22 protein-coding genes and 1 pseudogene are annotated in these 24,989 nt (G+C 73.3%); 12 read left to right on the forward strand and 11 right to left on the reverse strand.

Annotated features, from left to right (window positions below; translation table 11 throughout):
- Positions 1-13 precede the first annotated feature (13 nt).
- Together FHX74_RS12845 and FHX74_RS12850 are read left to right on the forward strand one after the other, a co-directional pair.
- A complete protein-coding gene (locus tag FHX74_RS12845) occupies positions 14-691 on the forward strand; it encodes an HAD family hydrolase (RefSeq protein WP_182560587.1) in 678 nt (225 codons plus the stop codon).
- A gap of 22 nt (positions 692-713) precedes the next feature.
- Complete coding sequence (locus tag FHX74_RS12850) at positions 714-1,334, forward strand: L-threonylcarbamoyladenylate synthase (protein WP_182560588.1); 621 nt, start codon at positions 714-716, stop codon at positions 1,332-1,334.
- A 30-nt stretch (positions 1,335-1,364) separates the two neighbouring features.
- On the opposite strand, the gene FHX74_RS12855 is transcribed toward FHX74_RS12850, so the two are convergent.
- Positions 1,365-2,852 carry an MFS transporter gene (locus FHX74_RS12855; RefSeq protein WP_220483908.1) on the reverse strand — a complete coding sequence of 496 codons (1,488 nt, stop codon included), beginning with the start codon at positions 2,850-2,852 and terminating at the stop codon, positions 1,365-1,367.
- A 56-nt stretch (positions 2,853-2,908) separates the two neighbouring features.
- Here FHX74_RS12855 and FHX74_RS12860 point away from each other — a divergent pair, with 56 nt between their 5' ends.
- Positions 2,909-3,718: a class I SAM-dependent methyltransferase gene (locus FHX74_RS12860; protein WP_182560589.1), complete on the forward strand. Its 810-nt coding sequence runs from the start codon at positions 2,909-2,911 to the stop codon at positions 3,716-3,718.
- Position 3,719: 1 nt separating this feature from the next.
- Here the strand turns inward: FHX74_RS12860 and FHX74_RS12865 are convergent, their stop codons facing one another.
- A complete protein-coding gene (locus tag FHX74_RS12865) occupies positions 3,720-5,231 on the reverse strand; it encodes a metallophosphoesterase (RefSeq protein WP_182560590.1) in 1,512 nt (503 codons plus the stop codon).
- Between the two features lie 159 nt (positions 5,232-5,390).
- On the opposite strand from FHX74_RS12865, the gene FHX74_RS12870 reads away from it, so the two are divergent.
- A complete protein-coding gene (locus FHX74_RS12870; protein ID WP_182560591.1) occupies positions 5,391-6,218 on the forward strand; it encodes a DUF4118 domain-containing protein in 828 nt (275 codons plus the stop codon).
- Positions 6,215-8,209, forward strand: coding sequence for an APC family permease (locus FHX74_RS12875; RefSeq protein ID WP_328823805.1), 1,995 nt, complete (start codon positions 6,215-6,217; stop codon positions 8,207-8,209). Before FHX74_RS12870 ends, FHX74_RS12875 begins: the two co-directional genes overlap by 4 nt.
- 117 nt (positions 8,210-8,326) lie before the next feature.
- On the opposite strand, the pseudogene FHX74_RS21310 reads toward FHX74_RS12875, so the two are convergent.
- From FHX74_RS21310 to FHX74_RS12890, 3 genes and pseudogenes are all read right to left on the reverse strand, one after another.
- A pseudogene (locus FHX74_RS21310) lies at positions 8,327-9,061 on the reverse strand (VOC family protein); the annotation flags it as partial.
- A gap of 64 nt (positions 9,062-9,125) precedes the next feature.
- Positions 9,126-10,496 carry an MFS transporter gene (locus tag FHX74_RS12885; protein ID WP_182560592.1) on the reverse strand — a complete coding sequence of 457 codons (1,371 nt, stop codon included), beginning with the start codon at positions 10,494-10,496 and terminating at the stop codon, positions 9,126-9,128.
- Between the two features lie 105 nt (positions 10,497-10,601).
- Complete coding sequence (locus tag FHX74_RS12890) at positions 10,602-10,940, reverse strand: TfoX/Sxy family protein (protein WP_182560593.1); 339 nt, start codon at positions 10,938-10,940, stop codon at positions 10,602-10,604.
- A gap of 228 nt (positions 10,941-11,168) precedes the next feature.
- Between FHX74_RS12890 and FHX74_RS12895 the strand changes: the two genes are divergently transcribed.
- On the forward strand, positions 11,169-12,986 hold the full coding sequence (locus tag FHX74_RS12895) for a glycoside hydrolase family 2 protein (RefSeq protein ID WP_182560594.1): 1,818 nt from the start codon (positions 11,169-11,171) through the stop codon (positions 12,984-12,986).
- 30 nt (positions 12,987-13,016) lie between these two features.
- Here the strand turns inward: FHX74_RS12895 and FHX74_RS21135 are convergent, their stop codons facing one another.
- Together FHX74_RS21135 and FHX74_RS12905 are read right to left on the reverse strand one after the other, a co-directional pair.
- On the reverse strand, positions 13,017-14,159 hold the full coding sequence (locus FHX74_RS21135; RefSeq protein WP_182560595.1) for a DICT sensory domain-containing protein: 1,143 nt from the start codon (positions 14,157-14,159) through the stop codon (positions 13,017-13,019).
- 151 nt (positions 14,160-14,310) lie between these two features.
- Complete coding sequence (locus tag FHX74_RS12905) at positions 14,311-16,053, reverse strand: dihydroxy-acid dehydratase (protein WP_182560596.1); 1,743 nt, start codon at positions 16,051-16,053, stop codon at positions 14,311-14,313.
- Between the two features lie 100 nt (positions 16,054-16,153).
- Between FHX74_RS12905 and FHX74_RS12910 the strand changes: the two genes are divergently transcribed.
- The 4 genes from FHX74_RS12910 to FHX74_RS12925 all read left to right on the forward strand — a co-directional run bounded on the left by FHX74_RS12910 (position 16,154) and on the right by FHX74_RS12925 (position 18,749).
- Positions 16,154-16,579 carry a BLUF domain-containing protein gene (locus FHX74_RS12910; RefSeq protein ID WP_182560597.1) on the forward strand — a complete coding sequence of 142 codons (426 nt, stop codon included), beginning with the start codon at positions 16,154-16,156 and terminating at the stop codon, positions 16,577-16,579.
- Between the two features lie 63 nt (positions 16,580-16,642).
- Positions 16,643-17,092, forward strand: a complete 450-nt coding sequence (locus FHX74_RS12915) for a hypothetical protein (RefSeq protein ID WP_182560598.1) — start codon at positions 16,643-16,645, stop codon at positions 17,090-17,092.
- The gene (locus FHX74_RS20370) at positions 17,092-18,009 is read left to right on the forward strand and encodes a hypothetical protein (RefSeq protein ID WP_182560599.1); all 918 of its coding nucleotides are present in this window, start codon (positions 17,092-17,094) and stop codon (positions 18,007-18,009) included. Before FHX74_RS12915 ends, FHX74_RS20370 begins: the two co-directional genes overlap by 1 nt.
- A complete protein-coding gene (locus FHX74_RS12925) occupies positions 18,006-18,749 on the forward strand; it encodes an SDR family NAD(P)-dependent oxidoreductase (protein ID WP_182560600.1) in 744 nt (247 codons plus the stop codon). The genes FHX74_RS20370 and FHX74_RS12925 overlap by 4 nt, the downstream gene beginning before the upstream one ends.
- Before the next feature lie 102 nt (positions 18,750-18,851).
- Here FHX74_RS12925 and FHX74_RS12930 read toward each other — a convergent pair whose 3' ends face one another.
- Both FHX74_RS12930 and FHX74_RS12935 read right to left on the reverse strand, forming a co-directional pair.
- Positions 18,852-19,691: a hypothetical protein gene (locus FHX74_RS12930; protein ID WP_182560601.1), complete on the reverse strand. Its 840-nt coding sequence runs from the start codon at positions 19,689-19,691 to the stop codon at positions 18,852-18,854.
- A 66-nt stretch (positions 19,692-19,757) separates the two neighbouring features.
- On the reverse strand, positions 19,758-22,157 hold the full coding sequence (locus FHX74_RS12935) for an ATP-binding cassette domain-containing protein (protein WP_182560602.1): 2,400 nt from the start codon (positions 22,155-22,157) through the stop codon (positions 19,758-19,760).
- Between the two features lie 81 nt (positions 22,158-22,238).
- On the opposite strand from FHX74_RS12935, the gene FHX74_RS12940 reads away from it, so the two are divergent.
- Entirely contained in the window at positions 22,239-22,760 is a 522-nt protein-coding gene (locus FHX74_RS12940; RefSeq protein ID WP_182560603.1) for a GNAT family N-acetyltransferase, read from the forward strand.
- A gap of 25 nt (positions 22,761-22,785) precedes the next feature.
- Here the strand turns inward: FHX74_RS12940 and FHX74_RS12945 are convergent, their stop codons facing one another.
- Positions 22,786-23,550, reverse strand: coding sequence for a 3-hydroxybutyrate dehydrogenase (locus FHX74_RS12945; protein WP_182560604.1), 765 nt, complete (start codon positions 23,548-23,550; stop codon positions 22,786-22,788).
- A 90-nt stretch (positions 23,551-23,640) separates the two neighbouring features.
- Between FHX74_RS12945 and FHX74_RS12950 the strand changes: the two genes are divergently transcribed.
- Positions 23,641-24,039 carry a hypothetical protein gene (locus tag FHX74_RS12950; RefSeq protein WP_182560605.1) on the forward strand — a complete coding sequence of 133 codons (399 nt, stop codon included), beginning with the start codon at positions 23,641-23,643 and terminating at the stop codon, positions 24,037-24,039.
- On the opposite strand, the gene FHX74_RS12955 is transcribed toward FHX74_RS12950, so the two are convergent.
- Positions 24,036-24,926, reverse strand: a complete 891-nt coding sequence (locus FHX74_RS12955) for a DUF1206 domain-containing protein (protein WP_182560606.1) — start codon at positions 24,924-24,926, stop codon at positions 24,036-24,038. The genes FHX74_RS12950 and FHX74_RS12955 overlap by 4 nt on opposite strands.
- Between the last annotated feature and the right edge of the window lie 63 nt (positions 24,927-24,989).

The raw sequence follows: 24,989 nt of genomic DNA on the forward strand, positions 1-24,989 counted from the left end.
TCATGATGGCGCGATGCCCTTGCTGCTGGTCGACCTCGACGACACGCTGGTGCAGCGCGCCGTCGTCTTCGAGCAGTGGGTCGCGGACTTCGCCGACCGGCACCGGCTCGCTCCGGCCACGGTCGACTGGCTCCGCGAGCACGACGCCGGTGGTCGTCGGGACCGGATCGCCTTCTTCGCCGACGTCGCCGAGCGTTGCGGTCTCGACCTCGACCCGGTCGAGCAGCTGGACCGCTGGCGCACCGACTTCGCCGCCCGCTACCGGCTCGAACCGGCCACCGTGGCGGCGCTCCACGCGGCCCGGGCGGCCGGCTGGAAGATCGGGGTGGTGACCAACGGCCGCGAGCGGGTGCAGCTGGCCAAGCTCGACGCCTGCGCGATCTATCCGGTGCTCGACGCGGTCTGCATCTCCGAGGAGATCGGGGCGGCCAAGCCGGACCTGCGGATGTTCGCGGCGGCCGCCAACCGAGCCCGCGACGGGCTGGCCGGTGGCTGGATGATCGGCGACAACCCGGAGGCCGACATCGCCGGCGGGCGCAATGCCGGGTTGCGCACCGCCTGGATCCGGATGGGCCGCCGGTGGACCGGCCCGGGTCCGGAGCCGGACGTCACCGCCGACACCTTCGCCGAGGCGGTGGCCGCGGTGCTGGCGCGCGGGCCACGGACCGGGCGGCCGCAGGCCCGCCGCTGACGTCCCGGACTAGCATCCGGGCATGGCGCGGTACCTCGACGTCCACCCCGACAACCCGCAGCCGCGGCTGATCGGCCAGGCGGTCCAGGCGCTCCGGGACGACGCACTGATCGTCTACCCGACCGACTCCTGCTATGCGCTGGGCTGCCGGATCGGCAACCGCGACGGCCTCGACCGGATCCGGGCCATCCGCCGGCTCGACGACAAGCACCACTTCACCCTGGTCTGCGCCGAGTTCGCCCAGCTGGGCCAGCTGGTGCAGATCGACAACGCGGTGTTCCGGCTGATCAAGGCGAACACGCCGGGGCGCTACACCTTCATCCTGCCGGCCACCCGGGAGGTACCGCGGCGCTTGCAGAACCCGCGGAAGAAGACCGTCGGGGTGCGGATCCCCGACCACGTGGTCACCCAGGCCCTGCTCGCCGAGCTGGGTGAGCCGATCCTCTCCAGCACCCTGCTGCTCCCGGGCCAGGAGGAGCCGATGACCCAGGGCTGGGAGATCAAGGACGCGCTCGACCACCAGGTCGACCTGGTGCTCGACTCCGGAGACTGCGGTCCGGACCCGACCACGGTGGTCGACCTGTCCGGTGGCGAACCGGTGGTGACCCGGCTCGGCGCCGGCGACGCCACGCCGTTCGAGTAGGACCGGCCCACCCGCGGCCGACCCCGAGGGTCAGCTCGCGGCGTGCCGCGGGGCGGCGTCGGGCACCCGGACCACCTCGTCGGCCACGTGCTCGGCCCGGGCCTTCGGCGTCCGGCGGCGGAACAGGTCGACCAGCGCGAGCACCAGGGCCACCAGCACGAAGGCCACGGTGGTGCGGAGCGAGATCGACAGCGCGTCGGCGAAGTTCCCGCGGTTGCCCGCCAACTGGGCGAAGAACTGGGCCAGCACGATGGCCACGCCGATCGCCGAGCCCACCCGCTGGGCGGTCTGCAGCATCCCGCCGCCCGAGCCGGCCTGCGCCGGGTTGACCTCGGCCAGGGTCAGGGTGACGTTGGGCGAGACGACCAGACCGCCGCCGAAGCCGGCGACGAAGAAGGCCGGGGCCAGCTTGAGCCCGACCAGGCCGTTCAGGTGGGGGACCAGCAGGTCGACCGCGATCAACCCGACGCTCACCCCGACCAGCCCCAGCACCACCAGCAGGCGGCCCATCCGCTGCACCAGCCGACCGCCGAGCCAGGCCGAGATCGCCGAGCCGACCGCGAACGACATCTGGGTGGCTCCGGCCTCGAGCGCGGAGTATTTCAACCCCTGCTGGAGGTAGAGGGTGATGACCAGGAAGATCGAGGTGAAGCCGGCGAAGTAGAAGGTGCCCAGCGTGAGGCCACTCATGTAGGACGACACCTTGAGCAGCGACAGGTCGATCAGGGTCGCGTTGCCGCGGCGCTGCCAGAAGCGCTCCCACAGCCAGAAGCCGAGCAGCAGCGCGACCGCGGGGATCAGCAGCCACCACGGGCGGTCGGACAGCGGAGCACCCTGTCCGCCCTCGACCAGTGGATAGAGCACCAGCAGGATCGAGGCGGCGAACAGCAGGATGCCGAAGGGGTCGAGCGACTGCTTGCGACCGGCCGAGCCGCTCGGCAGATAGCGCAGCGCGAGCAGCACCAGCACGATGCCGACCGGGACGTTGACGTAGAAGACCAGCCGCCAGCCGAAGTCTGGCCCGCCCAGGTTGACCAGCAGACCGCCGAGCAGCGGGCCGATCGCCGTCGAGACGCCGATGGTCGCGCCGAACAGCCCGAAGGCGCGGCCGCGTTCGGGGCCGCGAAAGAGGTTCTGGATGAAGCCCGAGACCTGGGGCGAGATCATCCCCCCGCCGATGCCCTGGAGCACCCGGGCGATGGAGAGGTAGATCGGGGCGGGTGCGGCTCCGGAGGCCGCGCTCGCCAGGGTGAACAGCGCGACGCCGGCGATGAAGACGCCCCGGCGGCTGCGCGCGTCACCGAGCCGGCCCGAGGGGACCAGGGCCATCCCGAAGGCCAGCGCGTAGCCGGCGACGATCCACTGGATGTCGCTGTCGTTGGCCTTGAGCCCGGTCCGCAGCGTGGGCAGCGCGACGTTGACGATGCTGACGTCGAGCAGCGTCATCCCGCCCGCGACCAGGCAGACGGCCAGCGCTCGCCAGCGGGCCGGGTCGGGACGGTTGTCGGTTTCGGGCACGGGTGGAGATTAGGTGACCCCGGCGACCGCGGATGCGGCCGGTAGCGTGCGCGGTCATGAGCGGAACGGACGGGCCGGGACCGGCCTCGGGACCTGCACCGGGGCCGGCGTCGTGGCCGGACGACCGGCGGGAGCGGCACGCGGCCACCTTCGGCCGTGCGGCCGACCGGTACGCCCGCAGCCGACCCGGCTATCCCGACGCGGCGGTCGACTGGCTGGTCGCGGACGCGCGCACGATCTGCGACCTGGGCGCCGGCACCGGGAAGCTGACCCGTGCGCTGGTCGACCGCGGGCTCGCCGTCCGCGCCGTCGACCCGTCGCCGGAGATGCTCGACCAGCTGCGCGCGGCGGTGCCCGAGGCGGAGGCCGTCGTCGGCCGGGCGGAGGCGACCGGTCTGCCGGACGCCGCCGTCGATCTGGTCGTCGCCGCGCAGTCCTGGCACTGGGTCGACCCCGCACCCGCCGTGGCCGAGATGGCCCGAGTGCTGCGGCCGGACGGCGTGCTCGCCCTGGTCTGGAACCTCCGCGAGACCAGCACCGACTTCGCCGCCGAGCTGGCCACCGTGCTGGGCGGTGGGGACGACACCGGCTTCAGCCACACCGACCCGTCGACCGTCGCCGGGTCACCCTTCGCGCCCGGCGAGTTCTTCGAGGCGACCTGGACCCACCGGCTGACCGCCGGGCTGCTGGTCGACCTGGTGGCGTCGCGCAGCTACGTCATCGACCTCGACGAGGACGCGCGAACGCGCCTGCTCGACCGGGTCGACCGGCTGGCCCGGACCCACCCGGCCGCCCGCGAGAGCGGCATCGTCGAGATCCCCTACCGCACCCGGTGCTGGCGGCACCGGCTGCGGACCGAGGGCTGAGTCACTTGACCCAGACCAGGCCCCTGTAGGTCTTGTCCGCCGACGGCAGCCACTGCTTGGTGCTGGGGTAGTACACCTGCCCGCGCAGCGTCCCGGCCTTGACGTTGACCGTGATCAGCCGGGTGGGGTTGCGGCGGATGTCGTGGAAGCACTGCAGATAGCTGACCACCGGGTTCTTGCCCCGGGGGTCGATCCGCGAGGCGGCACTGCCGACGTGGCCCGACAGCACGAGCTTCACGTTGGGGTTCTTGGACACGAAGTTCTTCCACAGGTACTCGGGCGACGTCGAGCCGTACTCCGACTTGGTGAAGATGCCCCCGTTGCCGGTCAGATAGGAGTGCGTCACCACGATCACGTTGTCGTGCGGGTGCGCCTTGACCACCTTGTTGGCCCAGGCCACCACGGCCGGGCGCGGCCACAGCTCGAGGTTCATCACCATGAAGGTGCGGCCCTCGGCGCTGAAGCTCGACCAGCTGTTGTCGACCTTGCCCGCCTCGAACTCGCCCTTCATCGCCCGGAACCGCTTCACCGGGAAGTAGCGGTTGAAGGTGTGGGTGTCGCGCATGGTGACCCAGGTCTTCTGGCCGGGGCAGGCCGACCCGCCCTGACAGGTCGCCTCGCTGTCGTGGTTGCCGATGGTGGGGGACCACGGGACGCCGGCCTTCTCCAGCACGCTCATCGCGCTGCTCGCGTTGGCGTACTGGTCGTGGTTCGGGGTGTCCCAGTTGACCAGGTCGCCGACCTGGGTGACGTAGCGGATGTCGTACTTCTTCCGGTTCGCGACGATCCAGCGGTTCCGGTCGGCGAACCGGGTGCTGTTGCCGAACACCTCCTGCTGGGTGTCGGGCAGCACGGCGATGGTGAAGACCCCGTCGGTGTTGGACGCGCCCGTGCCGGTGAGCGGCGGGGTGGTCCAGCCGCCCGCCGAACCGGTGGGCGGGGGCACCGTCGGAGCCGGGTTCGAGGTCGGTGCGTAGAACGCGACCTTGTCGCTGGTCCAGTGCGCGGCCGACAACGACCCGGCGGTACGGCTGCCCGCGGTGACCTGGTGGTAGCCGCCCTTGGCGAACCGCTCGACCCGCTGGGTGCAGCCGCTGCTGGGCGAGGTGAGCGCGTAGAAGACGTTGCCGCTGTCCACGTAGCCGGCCTGCTTGAGGCGGGAACGGTCGGTGTCGCCGACGGCGAACGCGAAGTCGCCGTTCGCGCGACGGTACATCCGGTGCACCGCCGTCAGGCCGGCGGCCGGGCGGGTCGAGGCGAGGATCGGGGCACCCAGCGAGTCGCTGAAGCCGTAGCGCGAGGCACGCGACGCCTCCGTCGACCACGGCGTCAGCAGACCGCTGCCCTTCGGGTTCACCCGGTAGTAGATCGGGCTCGTCATGGCCTGGCAGCCCGACGCCGCGGCGTCGGCGGTGTCGGTGGCGACCACGGCGGAGCCGAGACCGAGGGTGAGCACGAGGGGCAAGGTGGAGGCGGCCGCGAAGCGGCGGCGGGCCGGGGGGAAACCGCGCATGCCGGTCATCCTGACCCATCGCTGCTTTTTTCGCACCTCGTAGCTATTCGCCGGGGCAAGCGCTGTCCTGAGGAGGGCCGAAGAGAGCGCCGCGCACGGGGCCGTCAAGAACGCGTCAAGACGGTTGCCCCGGCGGGCCGGGAGGCGTGCGATGGGGGCGTGAACGGGGTCCTCCGGCGGCATCGCGCTGCCCTCCTGCTGGCGGCGGTCGTGCTGCCGCTGGCCGTCTGCCTGGTGGTGAGCCGTTTCCCGACCGCGCTCACCCGCACCGACGCAGCGCTGGTGCTGGTGCTGCTGGTGCTCGCCGCCGCCTCCACCGGGCTCCGCGGCCCGGGGCTGGTCGCCGCCCTGGCGGCAGCGGTCGGCTACGACTTCTTCCTGACCCGTCCCTTCCTCGACCTCGCCATCGTCGACCGGTCCGACGTCGAGACCACGGTGCTGCTGCTGGTCATCGGCGTCGTGGTCACCGAGCTGGCGCTCTGGGGACGCCGACAGCAGGACCGCGGGAGCCGCCAGTACGGCTACCTGGTCGGTGTGCTCGACACCGCCGCCGCGCTCGCCGACGACACCCCGGCACCGGTGATGGCCGAGCGGGTGGCGGCGCGGATCGCCGAGGTGCTCGGCGCCGACCGCTGCCGCTACAGCGCCGAGGTCCCGGCCGACCGCCCGGTGCTCGGTTCCGACGGCGTGGTCCGGAGCTCCGGGCAGGCCCTCGACGTGAGCCGTGACGGCCTGCCGACCGACGATGAGATCGTGCTCCCGGCCGGAGCCGAGGGCTGCTTCCTGATCACCGCGGCCACCCACGTGCGCAAGCCCGGGCTCGACGAGCGCCGGGTCGCGGTCGCGCTGGCCGAGCAGGCCGGTGCCGCGCTCGTGCACGACCGGATCGGGCGTCGCGGGTCGGCCGGTTCGGTCGCGTCCGACGGGATGGTCGGCTCCGGGCGTGGATCGGCCGTCCTGGACGCCCGGGGGAGTAGCGTCCGGTGACCGTGTCCTCCCAGACCCTGACCCGCGACCGGTCGTCCGCCCGCGGCCCCCTCGGCCAGTGGCTCCTGCACGGCCTGCGCGAGACCGGCACCGGTCACCCGGGCCCGCACGCCGCGCCGGAGCAGCGCGAGCGCAAGCACGCCTGGTGGAAGGTCATGTGCCTCACCGGGGTCGACTACTTCTCCACCCTCGGCTACCAGCCGGGTATCGCCGCGCTCGCCGCCGGGGCGATCTCGCCGATCGCCACCCTGGTGCTGGTCGCGCTGACCCTGCTCGGCGCGCTGCCGGTCTACCGACGGGTCGCGGAGGAGAGCCCGCACGGCGAGGGCTCGATCGCCATCCTCGAGCGGGTCCTCTCGTTCTGGTGGAGCAAGCTCTTTGTGCTGGTGCTGCTCGGCTTCGCCGCCACCGACTTCCTGATCACCATGACGCTGTCGGCGGCCGACGCCTCCGCCCACCTGGTGGAGAACCCGCTGCTCCGGCCGGTCACCTACGGCCACAACGTGATCATCACGCTGGTCCTGCTGGCCATCCTCGGCGCGGTCTTCCTCAAGGGCTTCACCGAGGCGATCGGGATCGCGGTGGTGCTGGTCGGCGCCTACCTCGGGCTCAACGTGGTGGTCATCGCGGTCGGCCTGTTCGAGGCGTTCCGCACCCCGCTGCACACCGTCGACTGGCTGAACGCGCTCACCACCCAGCACGGCAACCCGTTGATGGTGGTGGCCATCGCGCTGATCGTCTTCCCCAAGCTGGCCCTCGGCCTGTCCGGTTTCGAGACCGGTGTCGCGGTGATGCCGCACATCCAGGGCGACCCGCACGAGGACGACCGGGTCGACGAGGAAGGCCGGACCACCGACCCGGTCGGTCGGATCCGCGGTGCCAAGCGGTTGCTCACCGCGGCCGCGATCACCATGAGCTGCTTCCTGGTGACCAGCAGCTTCGTCACTACGCTGCTCATCCCCGCCGCCGACTTCCAGTCCGGCGGTCCGGCCAACGGCCGGGCCCTGGCCTACCTCGCCCACCTCTACCTCGGCCCGGTCTTCGGCTCGGTGTACGACGTCTCCACCATCGCGATCCTCTGGTTCGCCGGCGCCTCGGCGATGGCCGGCATGCTCAACCTGATCCCGCGCTACCTGCCCCGCTACGGCATGGCGCCGGACTGGACGCGGGCGGTCCGTCCGCTGGTGCTGGTGCTGACCGGTGCGGCGTTCCTGATCACCTGGATCTTCAACGCCGACGTGGACGCCCAGGGCGGTGCCTACGCCACCGGGGTGCTGGTGCTCATCACCTCGGCCGCGGTCGCGGTCACCCTGGTCTGCCGCCGGGCCGGTCAGAAGAAGCGGATGATCGCCTTCGGCGTGGTGTCGGTGATCTTCGTCTACACCACCATCGACAACATCATCGAGCGCCCGGACGGCGTCAAGATCGGGGCGATCTTCATCGCCGCCATCCTGTTGGTGTCGTTCGTCTCGCGGCTGCAGCGCGCCTTCGAGCTCCGGGTCAGCTCGGTCGAGCTGGACGAGATGGCCGAGCGGTTCGTCCGCGAGTGCGCCCGCCGGACCATCCGGCTGCTGGCCAACGAGCCGGGGCCGCGCGACGCCGCCGAGTACCGGGAGAAGATCCGGCAGGCCGTCCGCGACAACGACCTGCAGGACGAGCAGGACATCATCTTCGTCGAGGTGACCATCCGCGACGCCTCCGACTTCGCCACCAACCTCAAGGTCCACGGGCAGGTGCTGCACGGCAAGTACCGGGTGCTGACCATGGAGCACGCCGCGGTGCCGAACGCGCTGGCCGCCCTGATGCTGCTGATCCGCGACCGCACCGGCCGCCGGCCGCACATCTACTTCGAGTGGACCGAGGGCAACCCCGTCACCAACCTGCTCCGGTTCCTGCTCTTCGGGGCCGGTGAGGTCGCCCCGACCATGCGCGAGGTGCTGCGCCGGGCGGAGCCGGACCGGTCCCGCCGGCCGCACGTCCACGTCGGCTGACCGGGCCGCCGGCCACAGCCGCGTCCCCGCCGGTCGCGCTCGGTCCCAGCCGTCGGCCGGCGGACCGATCGGGCGCGGCGCGATGACGTCGGGCGGGTTGGCGGTGGCGCAGAAGGCCAGCCCGGCCGGGTCGGTGAACGCACGGAAGCCGTCGCCGTCGTGGAGGGGGAGAGCCCCGAGCCGCCGCAGCCGGGCCGCCTCGGCGTCGAGGTCGTCGGCGCCGAGGTCGAGATGGGCGCGGACCGGTCCGGTGGCTTCGCCGAGCCGCCGGAACAGCAGCTGGAGCGGCGACCCGGTCTCGTCCGGACCGCGCGCGTCGTGCCACTTCACCAGGAACTCCGGGCTGTCCGAGCGGCCCCACCGCCCGCGGTCGCCGAGGCCGCCGAGCGCCGCACGCCAGAAGCCGAGCTCGGCCTCCACCCGGTCCTCCGGCAGGTCGATGCACACCTGGACCAGCCGTACCCGGTGGCCCACCGGGTCGCCCACCGTGGTCGGACCGGGGACCACGGCACCCGGGACGACGGGCACCAGGCAGAACGGGAGGCCGCCGGGGGAGAGCAGGGCGCGCCGGTCGTCGGTGCGGCTCACCGCGCCCGCGCCCAGCGCGGCCAGCCGGCCCGTCTGGGCGTCGACGTCGTCGACCTCGAGGTCGAGGTGGACGCCGGCGGGCCCGTCGACCAGCTGCCGGTGCAGCGAGGGCTGTCCGTCCGGCGGGACGAAGTCGGCGAGCTCGGGACGGTGCGGCGCGGGCGGCCCGAGTGGCCACCCGACCACCCGCTCCCAGAAGGAGACGGCGGCCGCGCTGCGCGGATCGTCGCGCGGCAGGTCGAGAACGGCGTGCAGCCAGCTCATCCGCGCAGGGTAGCGAGCCCACCGGCCCGGGGCTCGGTCGTCAGCGGCTCGGTCGTCGGCGCGCTCAGTCGTCGCCGGAGACGGCCTCGAGGCTCCGCCCGGTGGTGCGCGGGCCGAGCAGCCCGACGTCGAGGCAGAGCAGCACCATGATCACCGCTGACCCGCTGAACACCGCGACCGGTCCGAACCGCTCGAGCGCGGGAACGGCCAGGAAGGGCAGCAGGGCCGACACAGCCCGGGACAGCGAGTAGCACATGCCGACCCCGGTGGAGCGGACCGCGGTCGGGAAGATCTCGGCCTGATAGGTGTGGTACGCGTTCGAGAACACATTGCTGGACACGGTCAGCAGGAACCCGGCCAGCACGATCAGCACCACGTTCCCCGCGAACCCGAACACCAGCCCGAAGGCCGCGATGGCGATCACCGCGCCGATGATCAAGCGCTTGCGCTCGAAGCGTTCCATGATCGGCACCGCCAGCAGCGCGCCCAGCGGGTAGCCGCAGAAGGCCAGCGCGGAGTAGCCGAGCGAGCTGGTCACGGTGTAGCCCTTGGCGGTCAGCACCAGCGGCGCCAGGGTCCCGAAGCCGTAGTAGCCGACGGTCTGCAGGATGTTGAGGATCATCAGCATGACCGTGCGGCGCCGGTGGTCCGGTCCGAACAGGGACCGCACCGGCACCCGGCGCTCGGGCTCGGTCGCGGCGGCGACCGCCGGCGGCGGCGCGGCCGGCGTGGTCACGCCCGCCCGTCGCTCGAGCCCGGCGACCACCGTCTCCGCCTCGGCGGCGCGGCCGTGGGTGAGCAGCCAGCGGGGAGACTCCGGCAACCGACGACGCACCAGCAGCACCACCAGCGCCCCGAGCCCGCCCGCGATCAGCAGCCACCGCCAGCCCTCGAGGCCGAGGATCTGCTGCTTGGCCACCGCCCGGGCGCCGAACAACGCCGCCACCGGGACGCCGAGGAAGCCGACCACGTAGGCCCAGGAGATGTAGCGGCCGCGGACGGCGCGCGGCAGGAACTCGGCCAGGTAGGTGTCGACCAGCACCAGCTCGGAGCCGATGCCGATCCCGCAGAGGAACCGCACCACGACGAAGAAGCCGAGGTTCGGCGAGAACGCCGCGACCACCGACAGCAGCGAGTAGCCGGCCAGGTTGATCATGAAGACCCGGCGGCGGCCGATCCGGTCGGCCAGCGCCGACATCAGGTTGGCGCCGACGAACATGCCGGCGAACGCCGAGCCGATCACCAGCGCCTTGCCGGTCGCGTCGAGGTGCCAGCGCTCGGCCAGCACGGCGGCCAGCACCCCGCCGAGGAAGACCTCGTAGAGGTCGAAGAACGACCCCAGCCCCACCAGCACGGTCAACCCCCGGTGCCAACCGAGCACCGGCAACCGGTCGAGCCGGGCGGCCGGGGTGTTCTCGAGCACGGTCTGCGGCACGGTGCACCTCCGGGGCGACGACGGATCGGATAGCCGAACGATCCATCTCTATCACCGTCGGCTCGATCACGGTGGGCGCCCACCGGAGGCCGTCCCGGGCCGGGCTCAGTCCGGCCGGTCGGCGAGGGCGTCGGCCGCGCGGACGCCCTCCGCGACCCAGGCGGCCAGGGCGGCCTCGGTCGCGACCCCGGCGGGCGCGACCCGCAGCCAGCCGCGCATCGGGCGGCCGCGCATGATCATCGGCGCGGCGTGCGGGCGGGCGGCGAGCGCGTCGGTGTCCGCGGCGGCACAGCGGACCATCAGCCCGCCGTCCGACCCGGCGGCCACCGCCATCCGGCCGTCGAGCAGGAACGCCAGCCCGCCGAACATCGCCTTCTCGGTGAGGTCGCCGCGGTCGTCGAGCAGCGCCCGGAGCCGGCCGGCCAGCGCGCGGTCGTAGGCCATGCCGCAGCCTAGGACGGCGGGCGGGCCGGCCGCAGCCCGTCGGGACGAGGGGAGTGTGAGGGGGCGGGGGAGCAGCGGGGAGCGGGCCGTGTGAGCATGAACGCCGGTCGGTCCGCCCCGGTGCACCGCTGCGCGCCGCTTCGGTAGCGTCCTCCCCCGGACATGCACCCGTCGGCGCTGCCCCGCGTCCCGCCCGCACACGACCCACTCACCGAGGAGACACCCGGCATGGCCCCGTCCACGCAGCCGCGACCCGAGCACCCGCGCCCGCAGTTCGTCCGCACCGACTGGCTCAACCTCAACGGCACCTGGCAGTTCGAGACCGACCGCGGCGACAGCGGGCTCGAACGCGGTCTCCGGACCCGCGAGCTGGCCGGCGAGATCACCGTGCCGTTCTGCCCCGAGAGCGAGCTGTCCGGGGTCGCCGACGTCGACTTCCACGAGGCCGTCTGGTACCGCCGGACCATCGAGGTCCCGGCCGACTGGGCGGGCCGACGGGTGCTGCTGCACTTCGCCGCCGTGGACCACGACGCGACCGTCTGGGTCAACGACGTCGAGGTCGTGCGGCACCGCGGCGGGTTCACCGGCTTCGAGGCGGACATCACCGACCAGCTCGACGGCGACCACCGCGCGGTGGTGGTCGTCCGCGCCCGGGACAGCCGGCACGGGATCCAGGCCCGGGGCAAGCAGTCGCGCGAGTACGCCAACCACGACTGCGACTACACCCGCACCACGGGCATCTGGCAGACCGTCTGGCTCGAGGCGGTGCCGCAGACCCGGCTGCTGGCCGGGGCCGTCCGGCCGAACGTCGCCGCGGGGGAGATCGTCGTCGAGCTGCCGGTGACCGGCAACCGCTCCGGCTGGACGGCCTCGGCGACCCTCGCCGACGCGCAGGGGGAGATCGTCACCGGCGCCGTCCGGGTCGACCTCGACCGGACGCCGACGGTCACCCTGGCCGTTCCCGAGGACCGTCGCCGGCTGTGGGCCCCGGGTGACCCGCACCTGTACGACCTCACGCTGCGGCTGCACGACGCCGACGGCGCGGTGGTCGACGAGGTGGCCAGCTACACCGCGCTGCGCTCGGTGGCCGTCGACGGGCAGGCGGTGACGATCAACGGCGAGCGGGTCTTCCAGCGGCTGGTGCTCGACCAGGGCTACTGGCCGACCGGGATCATGACCGCGCCGAGCGACGACGAGCTGCGCGCCGACATCGAGCGGTCGCTGGCCGCCGGCTTCAACGGCGCCCGGTTGCACCAGAAGGTGTTCGAGGAGCGCTTCCTCTACCACGCCGACCGGCTCGGCTACCTGGTCTGGGGCGAGTTCGGCGACTGGGGCGCCAACGTCGGCGGCGACCCGACCCGCAACCAGCACCCGACCGCCGCGTTCGTCAACCAGTGGATCGAAGCGGTCCGGCGCGACCGCAACCACCCGGCGATCGTCGGCTGGTGCCCGCTCAACGAGACCCACCAGGTGATCGACGACCACTACACCCAGCTCGACGACGTCACCCGGGCGATGTTCTGGGCGACCAAAGCCTCCGACCCGACCCGGCCGGTGCTCGACGCGTCCGGCTACGCGCACCGGGTGCTCGAGACCGACGTCTGGGACAGCCACGACTACGAGCAGGACCCGGCCCGGTTCGCGGCGAACCAGGCCGGTCTGGCCGAGGGGCGGCCCTTCGCCAACCGGAGCGACCGCGGGGAGTTCTCGCTGCCGTACGTCGGTCAGCCCTACTTCGTCAGCGAGTTCGGGGGCATCTGGTGGAACCCGGACGCGCTGGCCAAGGAGGGCACCGACCACCGCGACTCGTGGGGCTACGGGCAGCGGGTGGCCGACGAGGAGGAGTTCTACCGCCGGTTCGCCGGGCTGGTGGACGCCCTGCTCGACGACCCGCGGATGTTCGGCTACTGCTACACCCAGCTGACCGACGTCTTCCAGGAGGAGAACGGGATCTACCGGTTCGACCGCAGCCTCAAGCTCGACCTCGACCGGATCCGGGCGGCGCAGCAGCGCCAGGCCGCCTACGAGCGGCGCGCCGCCTCCTGACCGGCGGAGCGCCGTGCGGACCTGCTGTCCTCAGAGCCGGGTGAGCAGGCTCCGCGCGGCGTGGCCGGCCAGGTCGCGGTCCGAGCTGAGCACGAAGTCGAACTCACGGTCGGCCTCCGGCAGCGCGGGGTCCTGGTCCGGCCGTTCGCGGGCCGAGAGCAGGCTGGCGTGGCTGGGCCCGAGCACCACCAGCACCCACTCCCGGGTGAGCGGGTCGCGGGCCGGCAGGTCGACCGACCGGACGCCCGGCAGCGGCGCACCCTCCAGGCCGCGGGCCGCCATCACCACCAGCGCCGCCGTCCCGGTCAGCCGGCGGTAGCGCTCGACCGTCGGACCGGTGATGTGCCGGGTGCGCTGGAAGGCGGCGAGCACGACCGTCGAGGGTCCGCTGTGCTCGGCCTCGGCCTCGAGGTGCCGGCTCAGCGCGGTGAGGAACGGCTTGCGGCTGCGCCGCGGCGTGTAGCGCTGCGCGGCGAGCTCGTGGATGCCGGTCCCGGGGCTCGGCCGCGGCGGGGCCAGGAACAGTTCGAAGGTCAGCCCGGCCGGGACCGTGTGCTCGGTCACCCGTTCCCAGGGGGCGCCGAGCACCAGCGAGGCGCCGAGCGCCGAGGCGTCGGTGTGCCGGTCGGGCGGGCAGTCGACCAGCACCGCTCCCTGGTTGGTCTGGCTGAGCCGCGAGGTCGCCCGGACGGTCTCGACGGCGAGCGCGTCCACCCCGTCGACGTCGACGCCGTCGGCCAGCAGCACCAGTGCCGGTTCGAAGATCGACACGGCGGCCACGCTCGCCGGGTCGGCCGCCACGCCGGAGAGCCCGAGCTCCCAGCCGCGGCTCCGGGCGGCCTCCACCCGGCGGGTGGTGGCCGACGGGTGGTCGAGCAGGCCGTCCGCACCGACGAGGGCGATCCGCGGGCGGTCGTCGACCGGGCGGGGCAGCCGGGGCACATCACCGAGCGCGCAGCGGACCACCAGCGGCAGGGCGTCGAGCCCGGCGGCGGCCAGCACGGTGGTCAGCCGGCGCAGCCGGTCCGGCGTGACCGGCCCGCCCGCGCCGTCCTCGACGTGCAGCGCGACGGTCCGGTCACCGTCGAGGTCGAGCACCGGTCGGAGGCCCACCCCGGTGCCGCGCAGCGGCAGCCCGGACGACCGCGCGTCCAGCGAGGGGTGGGTCGACACGGGCTCAGAGTAGGGCGCGACCGGGCGCGGGGGAAGATCATCGGCGGCCGAGCGGCGTCCCGCCCGGGCGACCCGAGCAAGATCACCATCGCCGGCGACCGGTGCTGATGATCACCACGGCTGACCGCGGCGGGTGATCGCCACGGCGTGATCAGTGCGACTCGCGGACCACCGCCGACCCGCTCGACCCGACCAGGAAGTCCAGGTCGGCACCGCGGTCGGCCTGCTGGACGTGCTCGACGTAGAGCTGTTCCCAGCCGCGGGTCGGCCGGGCGTACGCCGCGACGCTCGCCGCCGCCGGCGACCGGGCCGCGAGCTCGGTGGCCGGTAGGTCCACGTCCAGCCGCCGACCGGGTACGTCGAGGACGACCGGGTCTCCGGTCCGCACCAGGGCCAGCGGGCCGCCGGCCGCCGCCTCCGGGGTGACGTGCAGCACCACCGTCCCGTAGGCGGTACCGCTCATCCGGCCGTCGCAGACCCGCACCATGTCCCGGACGCCGGTGGCCAGCAGCTTCCGCGGGAGCGGCAGGTTCGCGACCTCGGGCATCCCCGGGTAGCCGCGCGGGCCGCAGCCGCGGAGCACCAGCACCGAGTCGGCGTCGACCTCGAGGTCGGGGTCGTCGATCCGGGCGTGGGCGTCCTCGATGCTGTCGAAGACCACCGCGCGGCCGCGGTGCTGGAGCAGGGACGGCGAGGCGGCGGCGGGCTTGATCACCGCGCCCGTCGGGCACAGGTTGCCGTGCAGCACGGCGATCCCGCCCTCGGCCACCAGCGGGTCGGTGCGCGGCCTGATCACCTCGGGGTCGAAGATCGCGGCCCGGGCGGCGTCGAGCTCGTCGACCAGGGTGCGGCCGGTCACGGTCAGGGCCGCCGGGTCGAGCAGGTCGCAAATCTCGGTGAGGACGGCGGCCAGCCCACCGGCCCGGTGCAGGTCCTCCATCAGGAACCGGCCGGCCGGTTGCAGGTCGACCAGGCAGGGCACCCGCGACCCGAGGGCGTCGAAGTCCTCGAGCCGGAGGTCGACGCCGAGCCGGCCGGCGACGGCCAGCAGGTGGACGACGGCGTTGGTCGACCCGCCGAGCGCGGCCAGGGCGACGATCGCGTTGGCGAACGAGGCCCGGGTCAGCACGCCGCTCGGCCGACGGTCGGCGGCCACCAGCTCGACGGCCAGCCGGCCGGTGGCGTGGGCGCCCACGAGCAGCCGGCTGTCCGGGGCCGGCGTCCCGGCCAGCCCGGGCAGCACCATCCCCAGCGCCTCGGCGAGCAGCCCCATGGTCGAGGCGGTGCCCATGGTGTTGCAGTGTCCGCGGCTGCGGATCATCGCCGACTCCGACCGGGTGAACTCGGCCGCGGTCAGGGTGCCGGCCCGCACCTCCTCGCTGAGCCGCCAGACGTCGGTCCCGCACCCCAGCGGGCGGCCGCGGAAGGTGCCGGTGAGCATCGGCCCGCCCGGGACCACCACCGCCGGCAGGTCGACCGAGGCGGCGGCCATCAGCAGCGCCGGGATCGTCTTGTCGCAGCCGCCGAGCAGCACCACGCCGTCGATCGGGTTGGCCCGCAGCATCTCCTCGATCGACATCGCGGCCAGGTTGCGCCAGAGCATGGCGGTCGGCCGGACGTTGGTCTCCCCGAGGCTCATCACCGGCAGGTGCAGCGGCACCCCGCCCGCCGCGATCACCCCGTCGGCCACCGACCGCGACACCTCAGTGAGGTGGGCGTTGCACGGGGTCAGGTCCGAGGCCGTGTCGGCGATGGCGATCTGCGGCCGCCCGAAGGCGTCCCCGGGCACCCCGCGGCGCATCCAGGCCCGGTGGATGTAGCCGTTGCGGTCGTCCGGGCCGTACCACTGGCTGCTGCGCAGCGGCTGTGAGGCAGCCGGGTTGGCGTCGGTCATGCCCCGTTCCTAGCGGATCGGGCCGCTCCGCGCGCGATCAGGGGTCGTGTCGTGGCGGGATCGCATCGTCCGGCTTTGGATCGGCGTCGATACTGGCCGGGTGCCGTACGACCTCACGTACGTCAGCCGGGCGACGACGCCCCTGACGCCCGCCCAGCTGGCCGACCTGCTCCGGGTCTGCCGGGCCCACAACGAGGAACTCGGGGTGACCGGGGCGCTGCTCTACGAGGGCGGGCACATCATGCAGGTGCTCGAGGGCGACCAGCCGACCGTCGAGGCACTCTACGAGGTGATCGCCCAGGATCCCCGGCATCGCGAGGTCGCGGTGGTCGCCGCCGGCCCGGTCAGCCGCCGCCAGTTCGCCGACTGGTCGATGGGCTTCCGCGACCTGAGCACCGACCGGAGCGAGTTCGCCCAGGACGCCCGCGCGTTCTTCGCCAGCCGGACGCTGCTGGGGGAGCGGCGCCCGTCCGCCGCCCAGCGGCTGGTGCTGGCGCTCCGGCACTCGCTGGTCGCCTTCCCCTGAGCCGGCGACGCCGTGCTGGCCGCGGTCGTTGACAGCCCCGGCACGCCCGCCGAGCATGAGTCGGTGACCACCCGTCCGATCCGCCGCTCGGGCGTGGCCTGGCGGGTCGCGGTCTCGGTGGTCGTGGTGGTGCTGCTGGTCAACGGCACCCTCCGGATGACCGACGCGGCGTGGCCGTTCGGTCCGATGTCGCAGTACGCGTTCGCCCCGGCCCCCGACTCCGAGGTGGCGATCACCCGGGTCGAGGGCCGGCTGGCCGACGGGCGCCGGATTGACCTCGAGCTCAACCCGTGGTCGTCGGGCATCCGGCGGGCCGATGTCGAGGCGCAGATCCCGCAGATCGAGGCCCGGCCCGAGCTGCTCCGCGCCGTCCAGCAGGGCTGGGCCCGCCGGCACCCGACCGAGCCACCGCTGACCGAGCTCTGGCTGTGCCAGGAGTGGCACCGGCTGTCCGACCGGACCTGGCAGCCGGTCCGCACGGTCACGCTGGCCAGCTGGAAGGTCGACCGCTGATGGGCGCGGTGACCCGCTGGTTCGCGCCCGAGCTGCCCGAGGCCCGGATCGCGGTGCTGCGCAGCGTGATCGCGATCTTCGTGCTGCTCGACGTCCACCTGATGGTCACCGACCCGCCGTCGCTCAGCCTGCACCCCGACCTCTACCGGCCGCTCACCGTGGCCGGCTGGCTGCACCTGCCGGCGCCGAGCCCGGCCCTGGCCTGGGCCCTGTACGCGGTGATCTGGGTCAGCGCCCTGCTGGGGATCGCCAACCGGCTGCCGCGGCTGGCCGGCTGGACGCTGGCCGCCGCGTTCACCTGGTGGCTGACCATCGGCTTCAGCTACGGCAAGGTCGACCATGATCATCTGGCACTGGTGGTCGCGGTCTGGCTGCTGCCCACCGTCGGACCGGCGGCCGGGCGGTGGCGGAGCAGCACCACCTCGGTGGCCGCGGGCTGGGTGCTGCGGTGCATCCAGATCGCGGTGGTCAGCACCTACGTGCTGTCCGCGCTGAACAAGATCAGGAACGGCGACTGGAGCTACCGCACCTGGCCGGAGAGCGCGATCCTGACCTGGGCGATCGTCCGCCGGCCGCACCAGCTGGGGCTGTGGCTGCTGCCGCACCCCGAGCTGCTGCGCGGCATGCAGTGGTTGTCGATCATCGCCGAGACCTGCTCGCCGGTGATCTTGTGGCTGCGGGGGAGAGCGCTGCTCGCCGCGGCGGTGTTCTGGCTCGGTTTCCACGCCTTCACCTTCGCCCTGCTCGGCATCCACTTCCTGCCCACCGTGGTGTGCTGGCTGGCCTTCGCGCCGCTCGAGCGGCTGGCGCCGTGGTGGCGGGGCCGTCGGCTCCGGCGTCGCGCCCTACGGCGCGGCACCGCGGAGCCGAACCCGGTCGAGGTGCCGGTCGGCGGAGCCGCGAGGATGGGGCCGTGAGCGCGACGAGGACGGCCGTGGTGACCGGAGCGAGCAGCGGGATCGGCGCGGCGACCGCGCGGGCCCTGGCCGGGGACGGCTGGACCGTGGTCTGCGCGGCCCGCCGGGTCGACCGGATCCGGGAGCTGGCTTCCGAGATCGACGGGGTGGCCGCCGAGCTCGACGTCACCGACCCGACCTCGGTGCGGGCCTTCGTGGACGACGTGCCGCAGGAGGTCAGCCTGCTGGTCAACAACGCCGGCGGCGCGTTCGGCCAGGAGCCGGTGGCCGAGGCCGACCTCGGGCAGTGGGAGCGGATGTACGCGACCAACGTCATCGGGGCCACCCGGGTCACCCAGGCGCTGTTGCCCAGGCTGATCGCCAACACCGGGCAGATCGTCTTCGTCACCTCGACCGCCGCCGACGGACCCTACGAGGGCGGGGCCGGTTACTGCGGGGCCAAGGCGGCCGAGCGGATGGTCGCCGGGGCGATGCGGCTCGAGTTGGTCGACCAGCCGGTCCGGGTGCACGACGTCGCGCCGGGGATGGTCCGGACCGAGGAGTTCGCGCTGACCCGGTACGACGGCGACGCCGAACGTGCGGCGAAGGTTTACGAGGGTGTCGCCGAGCCGCTGGTCGCCGAGGACGTCGCCGAGACGATCCGCTGGATCGCCTCGCTGCCGCGGCACGTCGACATCGACCGGCTGACCGTCCGCCCGCGTGCGCAGGCCGCTCAGCACAAGGTCTCGCGGCAGGGCTGAGCGGCTCGGGGAAGGGGTTGCCCGCACCCTCTCCGCGCGCTACCTGACATAATGTCGCTTATCGGACAACCACGGGAGCGCGTGTCAGGGAAGTGACCGCGTCTACCCGGCCGGATCCCCGACACCGCTCCGAGCACCCAGGACGTCGACCAGACGCTGCAGGTCCGCGGGGCTCGCCAGGCTCGCCCCGGTGGCCAGCAACGACAGCAGCCGGACCGGCCGGCCCGACGTCACGGCCGCCTCGAGCTTGTGGTGACCGTCGAGCAGGAAATGCACCAGACCCCAGTGCGCCTCGTAGTCGGCGCTGCCCGCGGTGGCCGGCTGGCAGACGTCGAGCACCGAGACGGCCACCGCCGTCGGCACCGACGAGCCACCCGGCGGTCCGGTCAACCGTGCGACGAGCTCGTCGACCCGGGCCCGGGTGTTCCAGAACGGCGGCACCATCGGCACCACGAATTCGAACAGGCGAGCGGTGGGCGAGAGGCGGGTCGGCGGACCGGCCCGGTAGTACGGCGTCGCCGGGTACTCGGGCAGTCCCCAGAACGGGGACAGTCCCCAGGTGGCCACCTGCTCCTCGCTGAAGTAGTCCCCCGGCCGTCCCGGGGCCACCAGCGCCGGCGACAGCTCGAACAGGAGTGGCCGGTAGACGTCAGCGGCCAGCACCGCCGTGAACCGGTCGACCACCTCCGGGTCGATCCGGTCCAGCCCGGTCGTCAGCCGGTCGGCCAACGCCGACAACGACACCGTCGACCTGGCTCCCTCCAGCCGACGGAACAACAGCGCGCAGGTGCCGCACCAGAACGACAGCTCGAAGGCCGGGTCCTCCTCCAGCCAGAGCAGTCGGCGACCGACCCCGCCGCCCGGGAGCGGTTCCGCCCCGAACCGGACTGCCGCCGTGTCCTGTTCGGGGACGGTGACCGGGTCGCCGGCCTCGATCAGCACGGGTCCTCGACCCGCCCCGGTGTCGGCCGGCGGCTCCCCCGGCCCCCTTCCCCCGGCTCCACGTCCTCAGGCACCGACGTAGCGGGCGAGGTGCTCGCCGGTGAGCGTCGAGCGCCGTGCGACGAGCTCGGCGGGCGTGCCGGTGAACACCACGGTGCCGCCGTCGTGACCGGCGCCCGGGCCGAGGTCGACGATCCAGTCGGCGTGTGCCATCACCGCTTGGTGGTGCTCGATGACGATCACCGACCGGCCGCCGTCGACCAGCCGGTCGAGCAGCCCGAGCAGCTGCTCGACGTCGGCCAGGTGCAGACCGGTGGTGGGCTCGTCGAGCACCAGCAGGTCGGCCTTCTCGCCGAGCTGGACGGCCAGCTTGAGCCGCTGGCGCTCGCCACCGGACAGCGTGGTCAGCGGCTGCCCCAGGGTCAGGTAGCCGAGCCCGACGTCGACCAGCCGGCGCAGGATCCGGTGCGCCGCGGGCACCGACGAGCCCTCCGCGCCGAAGAAGGCCGCGGCCTCGGTGACGGGCATGGCCAGCACCTCGCTGATGTCCTTGCCGCCGCCGTCGGGGCGCTCGCCCAGCCGGTACTCGAGCACGTCGGCGGAGAACCGGCGGCCCTCGCAGACCTCGCACGGGCTGGCCACGCCGGCCATCATGGCCAGGTCGGTGTAGACGACACCGGCGCCGTTGCAGTTCGGGCAGGCGCCCTCGGAGTTCGCGCTGAACAGCGCCGGTTTGACCCCGTTGGCCTTGGCGAAGGCCTTGCGGACCGGGTCGAGCATCCCGGTGTAGGTGCAGGGGTTGCTCCGGCGCGACCCGCGGATCGGCATCTGGTCGACCATCGCGACCCCGTCGCGACCGGCCACCGAGCCGGCCACCAGCGAGCTCTTGCCCGACCCGGCCACCCCGGTCAGCACCACCAGCACGCCCAGCGGCAGGTCGACGTCGACGTCGCGGAGGTTGTGCAGGTCGGCGCCGCGGATCTGCAGCGCGCCGGTCGGCTCGCGCACCGTGTCCTTGATCCGGTGCCGGTCCTCGAGGTGCCGCCCGGTCAGCGTGCCGCTGGCCCGGAGGCCCTCGACGCTGCCCTGGTAGACGATCTCCCCGCCCGCGGTGCCCGCCCCGGGGCCGAGGTCGACGACGTGGTCGGCGACCGCGATCACCTCGGGCTTGTGCTCGACCACCAGCACGGTGTTGCCCTTGTCCCGCAGCCGGAGCAGCAGGTCGTTCATCCGGTCGATGTCGTGCGGGTGCAGCCCGATGGTGGGCTCGTCGAAGACGTAGCTGATGTCGGTCAGCGGCGAGCCCAGGTGCCTGATCATCTTCGTCCGCTGCGCCTCACCGCCGGACAGCGTGCCGGTCGGCCGGTCCAGGCTCAGGTAGCCCAGGCCGATCTCGACGAACGAGTCCAGGGTGTCGGCCAGCGCGGTGACCAGCGGGGCGACGGACGGGTCGCCGATCCCCCGGACCCAGCCGGCCAGGTCGGAGATCTGCATCGCGCAGGCCTCGGCGATGTTGGTGCCGCCGATCCGCGAGGACCGGGCCACCGCGTTGAGCCGGGTGCCCGCGCAGTCCGGGCAGGTGGTGAAGGTGACCGCCCGCTCGACGAACGCACGGATGTGCGGCTGCAGGGTGTCGACGTCCCGGCTGAGCATCGACTTGGTGATCTTGGGGATCAGCCCCTCGTAGGTGAGGTTGATCCCGTCGACCTTGATCTTGGTCGGCTCCTTGTGCAGCAGGTCGGCCAGCTCGCGCGCGGTGAAGTCCCGGATCGGCTTGGCCGGGTCGAAGAACCCCGAGCCACGGTAGATCCGGCCGTACCAGCCCTCCATGCTGTAGCCCGGAACGAGGAGCGCGCCCTCGTCGAGCGACTTGGAGGCGTCGTAGAGCTGGGTCAGGTCGATGTCGTTGACCGTGCCGCGGCCCTCGCACCGCGGGCACATCCCGCCCTGGACGCTGAAGCTGCGCCGTTCCCTGACGGTCCGGCCGCCCTTCTCGACGCTGACCGCGCCGGCCCCGCTGATCGAGGCCACGTTGAACGAGAACGCCCGGGCCGACCCGATGTGCGGCTCCCCCAGCCGGCTGAACAGGATCCGCAGCATCGCGTTGGCGTCGGTGGCCGTGCCCACCGTGGACCGCGGGTCGGAGCCGATCCGCTGTTGGTCGACGATGATCGCGGTGGTGAGGCCCTCGAGCACGTCGACGTCGGGCCGGGCCAGGGTGGGCATGAAACCCTGGACGAAGCTGCTGTAGGTCTCGTTGATCAGCCGCTGGGACTCGGCGGCGATGGTGTCGAAGACCAGCGAGCTCTTCCCGGAGCCGGACACCCCGGTGAACACGGTCAGCTGCCGCTTCGGCAGCTCGAGGTCGACGTCCTTGAGGTTGTTCTCGCGGGCCCCGCGCACCCGGAGCACGTCGTGCGCACGGCTCGGGTCGCGGCGCTCGGCCGTCAGGATCGGCTCAGCCACCCGCCGACCGTAGCCGACCCGGGGCGCCGGCCCAACCCCTCCGACCTGCGGGAGCCGCGCGGCGTCGGGCAGGCTGGCGCGGTGCCCCGCCTCCGGCTGCTCGACCCCGACGACGTGCCCGCGCTGACCCGCCTGCTGGTGGCCAACCGCGACTTCCTGGCGCCCTGGGAGCCGCGGCGGGCCGCCGGCTGGTTCACCGAGGACGGCCAGCGCACCGTGGCCCGGCAGGCGCTCGAGCGGTACGCGTCCGGCGTCGGCGTGCCGTTCGTGGTGCTCGACGACGACGGCTCGGTGGTCGGCCGGCTCAACCTGGTGGCGATCGAGCACGGCGTGTTCCGCTCCGCCCGGCTCGGCTACTGGGTGGCGCAGGCGGCCAACGGGCGCGGCCTCGCCACCGCGGCGGTCGGCGAGGCGCTGGCGCACGCGTTCGGTCCGCTCGCGCTGCACCGGGTCGAGGCGGGCACGCTGGCGCACAACCACGCCTCGCAGCGGGTGCTGGCCCGCAACGGGTTCGTCCGGATCGGCCGTGCCCCGCAGTACCTGCTGATCGACGGCCGCTGGCAGGACCACCTGCTCTTCCAGGCGCTCTCCCCCGCCGGCTGAGCACCCGGGAGCGGGGCGCCTGGGGCTACTGGGCGGTCCAGCCGCCGTCGATGGTGTAGCTGGCGCCGGTGATCATCGCGGCCCGCTCCCCCACCAGGTAGCCGACCAGCCCGGCCACCTCCTCGGGCTCGGTCAGCCGCTTCACCGCGCTGTGGGTGAGCATGATCGACTCGAGCACCTCGTCCTCGCCGATGCCGTGGGTCCGGGCCTGGTCGGCCACCTGCCGCTCGACCAGCGGGGTCCGGACGTAGCCGGGGTTGACGCAGTTGGAGGTCACGCCGTGCGGGCCGCCCTCGAGCGCGGTGACCTTGGACAGCCCCTCGAGGCCGTGCTTGGCGGCGACGTAGGCCGCCTTGTAGGCCGAGGCGCGCAGCCCGTGGGCCGAGGACACGTTCACCACCCGCCCCCAGCCGCGGGCGTACATGTGCGGCAGCGCGGCCCGGATGAGCAGGAACGGCGCCTCGAGCATGATCGCCACGATGGTCCGGAACCGTGCCGGCTCGAACTCCTCGATCGGGCTGACGTGCTGGATGCCCGCGTTGTTGACGAGCACGTCGACGTCGAGCCGGAGCGTGCCGAGGGCGTCGAGATCGCTCAGGTCCACCACCCACGGCGTGGCCCCCACCTCGGCGGCCAGCGCGGCCAGCCGGTCGCCGTCGCGGTCGGCCAGGGTCAGCCGAGCACCACGCCCGGCCAGCTCGCGGGCCACCGCCGCCCCGATGCCGCTGGCCGCCCCGGTCACCAGCGCGTGCCGCCCGCTCAGGTCCGTGTCGAGGTCCGTGTCGCTCACCGACCCATCCTGACAGGCGGCTTGGGCGCCGGTCGGCGTGCGAGCTGCGCGTCGGCCGAACTCCGGAGCCCGCCGTGCAAGACTCGTCGGGTGAGCGCAGCTTCTCCCGCGACGACCCGGCGGCGCAGCCCGCAGCTGATCGCCCTGCAGACGGTGGCCACGATCTTCCTGGCCTTCGCCATCGGCCAGGCCGGCTGGGCCGCGGCCTTCCTGACCGGCGGCAAGGGCTTCAAGCACGTCCACGAGATCGGCGGGATGGCGATGGCCGTCGTCGCCGTGGTGATGCTGGTGGTGGCCGTGGTCTACGTCCGCTCCGGCGGACCGCGCTGGTCGGTGGTGGCCGCCGTGCTGCTGGTGGTCGGCGTGCTGCTCCAGATCACCCTGGGCGAGCTCAAGGTGGCCGCGGTGCACATCTTCTTCGGCGTGCTCTACATCGCCGGCGCCACCGTCTACATCTCCTACCTGTTCCGCCCCGGCTACACCCGCTAGTCGCGGCGCGGGTGCCGCGCCCAGACGAAGCAGTAGAGCCCGAAGCAGGCGATCCCGACCGCGATCACCGTCAGCAGCACGTCGCCGAACGGTGAGCGCCGGACGACCGACAGCGCCTGGTCCATCCCGCCGGCCTTGCGGGCGTCGTGGGTCACCGCGGCCCAGGCGAACAGCCCGCCGACCGCCGCCAGCGCGAGGCCCTTGGTGACGTGGCCGACCTGCCCGAGCCGGACGAGGGCCGGTCGGACGCCGCCGCTCAGGTCGTCGGTGAACTTGCGGCGGACGCCCTTGACGATCAGCGCCACCCCGACGGCGACGACCGCGGCCGCGACCACCAGCACCAGCACCTGACCCGCCGGCAGCCCGAGCAGCCGACCGGTCCAGGTGCGTTCCTCGTCGGACGAGCCGCGGGCGCCGGCGGCGACCTTGGCCGCGCTGACCGCCAGCGCCAGGTAGACGACCGCCCGCCCGGCCGAGGCCAGCCGCCGCCGGTTCCGCCGCCCGAGCGGCTTGCCGTCCTCGAGCTCGTCGTAGCCGGACAGCGCCTGGGTCAGCTGCCACAGGGCCAGTGGCACCATCCCGACCACGATCACCAGCAGGATCGGCAGCCCCACCGGCGTCCGGGCGACCTCCCGGAGCGCGCCCTGGCTCGAGGCCTGGCCGCCCCCGCCGGTCCAGGCGACCTGGACGGCGATCGCCGCGATCAGCAGGTGGACGACCCCGAAACTGACCAGGCCGATCGCCACCAGCACCCGGTACCACCGCTTCTGCTGCAGGTGCTCGGCCCGTTCGCCGGCCTCCTCGGCGCGGTCCTCCAGCCGGTCGGCCGGACCGTCGTCCGCCGCCGCGTCCGCATCCGCCACGCCCCCCGCTCCCCCGTCGGCCACGGGGTCGTTCTACCAGTCCGGAGCCGGACGCGTGCCACCTCCCGACGATCGGGTTGACCGGTT

This window comes from Microlunatus kandeliicorticis (genome assembly GCF_014137855.1).
Classification (GTDB): domain Bacteria; phylum Actinomycetota; class Actinomycetes; order Propionibacteriales; family Propionibacteriaceae; genus Microlunatus; species Microlunatus kandeliicorticis.

Coding starts and splice junctions, on each gene's coding strand:
- FHX74_RS20370 (WP_182560599.1), top strand. CDS start 17,092: ATGGGCGCGGTGACCCGCTGGTTCGCGCCCGAGCTGCCCGAGGCCCGG.
- FHX74_RS12850 (WP_182560588.1), top strand. CDS start 714: ATGGCGCGGTACCTCGACGTCCACCCCGACAACCCGCAGCCGCGGCTG.
- FHX74_RS12860 (WP_182560589.1), top strand. CDS start 2,909: ATGAGCGGAACGGACGGGCCGGGACCGGCCTCGGGACCTGCACCGGGG.
- FHX74_RS12845 (WP_182560587.1), top strand. CDS start 14: ATGCCCTTGCTGCTGGTCGACCTCGACGACACGCTGGTGCAGCGCGCC.
- FHX74_RS12895 (WP_182560594.1), top strand. CDS start 11,169: ATGGCCCCGTCCACGCAGCCGCGACCCGAGCACCCGCGCCCGCAGTTC.
- FHX74_RS12905 (WP_182560596.1), bottom strand. CDS start 16,053: ATGACCGACGCCAACCCGGCTGCCTCACAGCCGCTGCGCAGCAGCCAG.
- FHX74_RS12890 (WP_182560593.1), bottom strand. CDS start 10,940: ATGGCCTACGACCGCGCGCTGGCCGGCCGGCTCCGGGCGCTGCTCGAC.
- FHX74_RS12865 (WP_182560590.1), bottom strand. CDS start 5,231: ATGCGCGGTTTCCCCCCGGCCCGCCGCCGCTTCGCGGCCGCCTCCACC.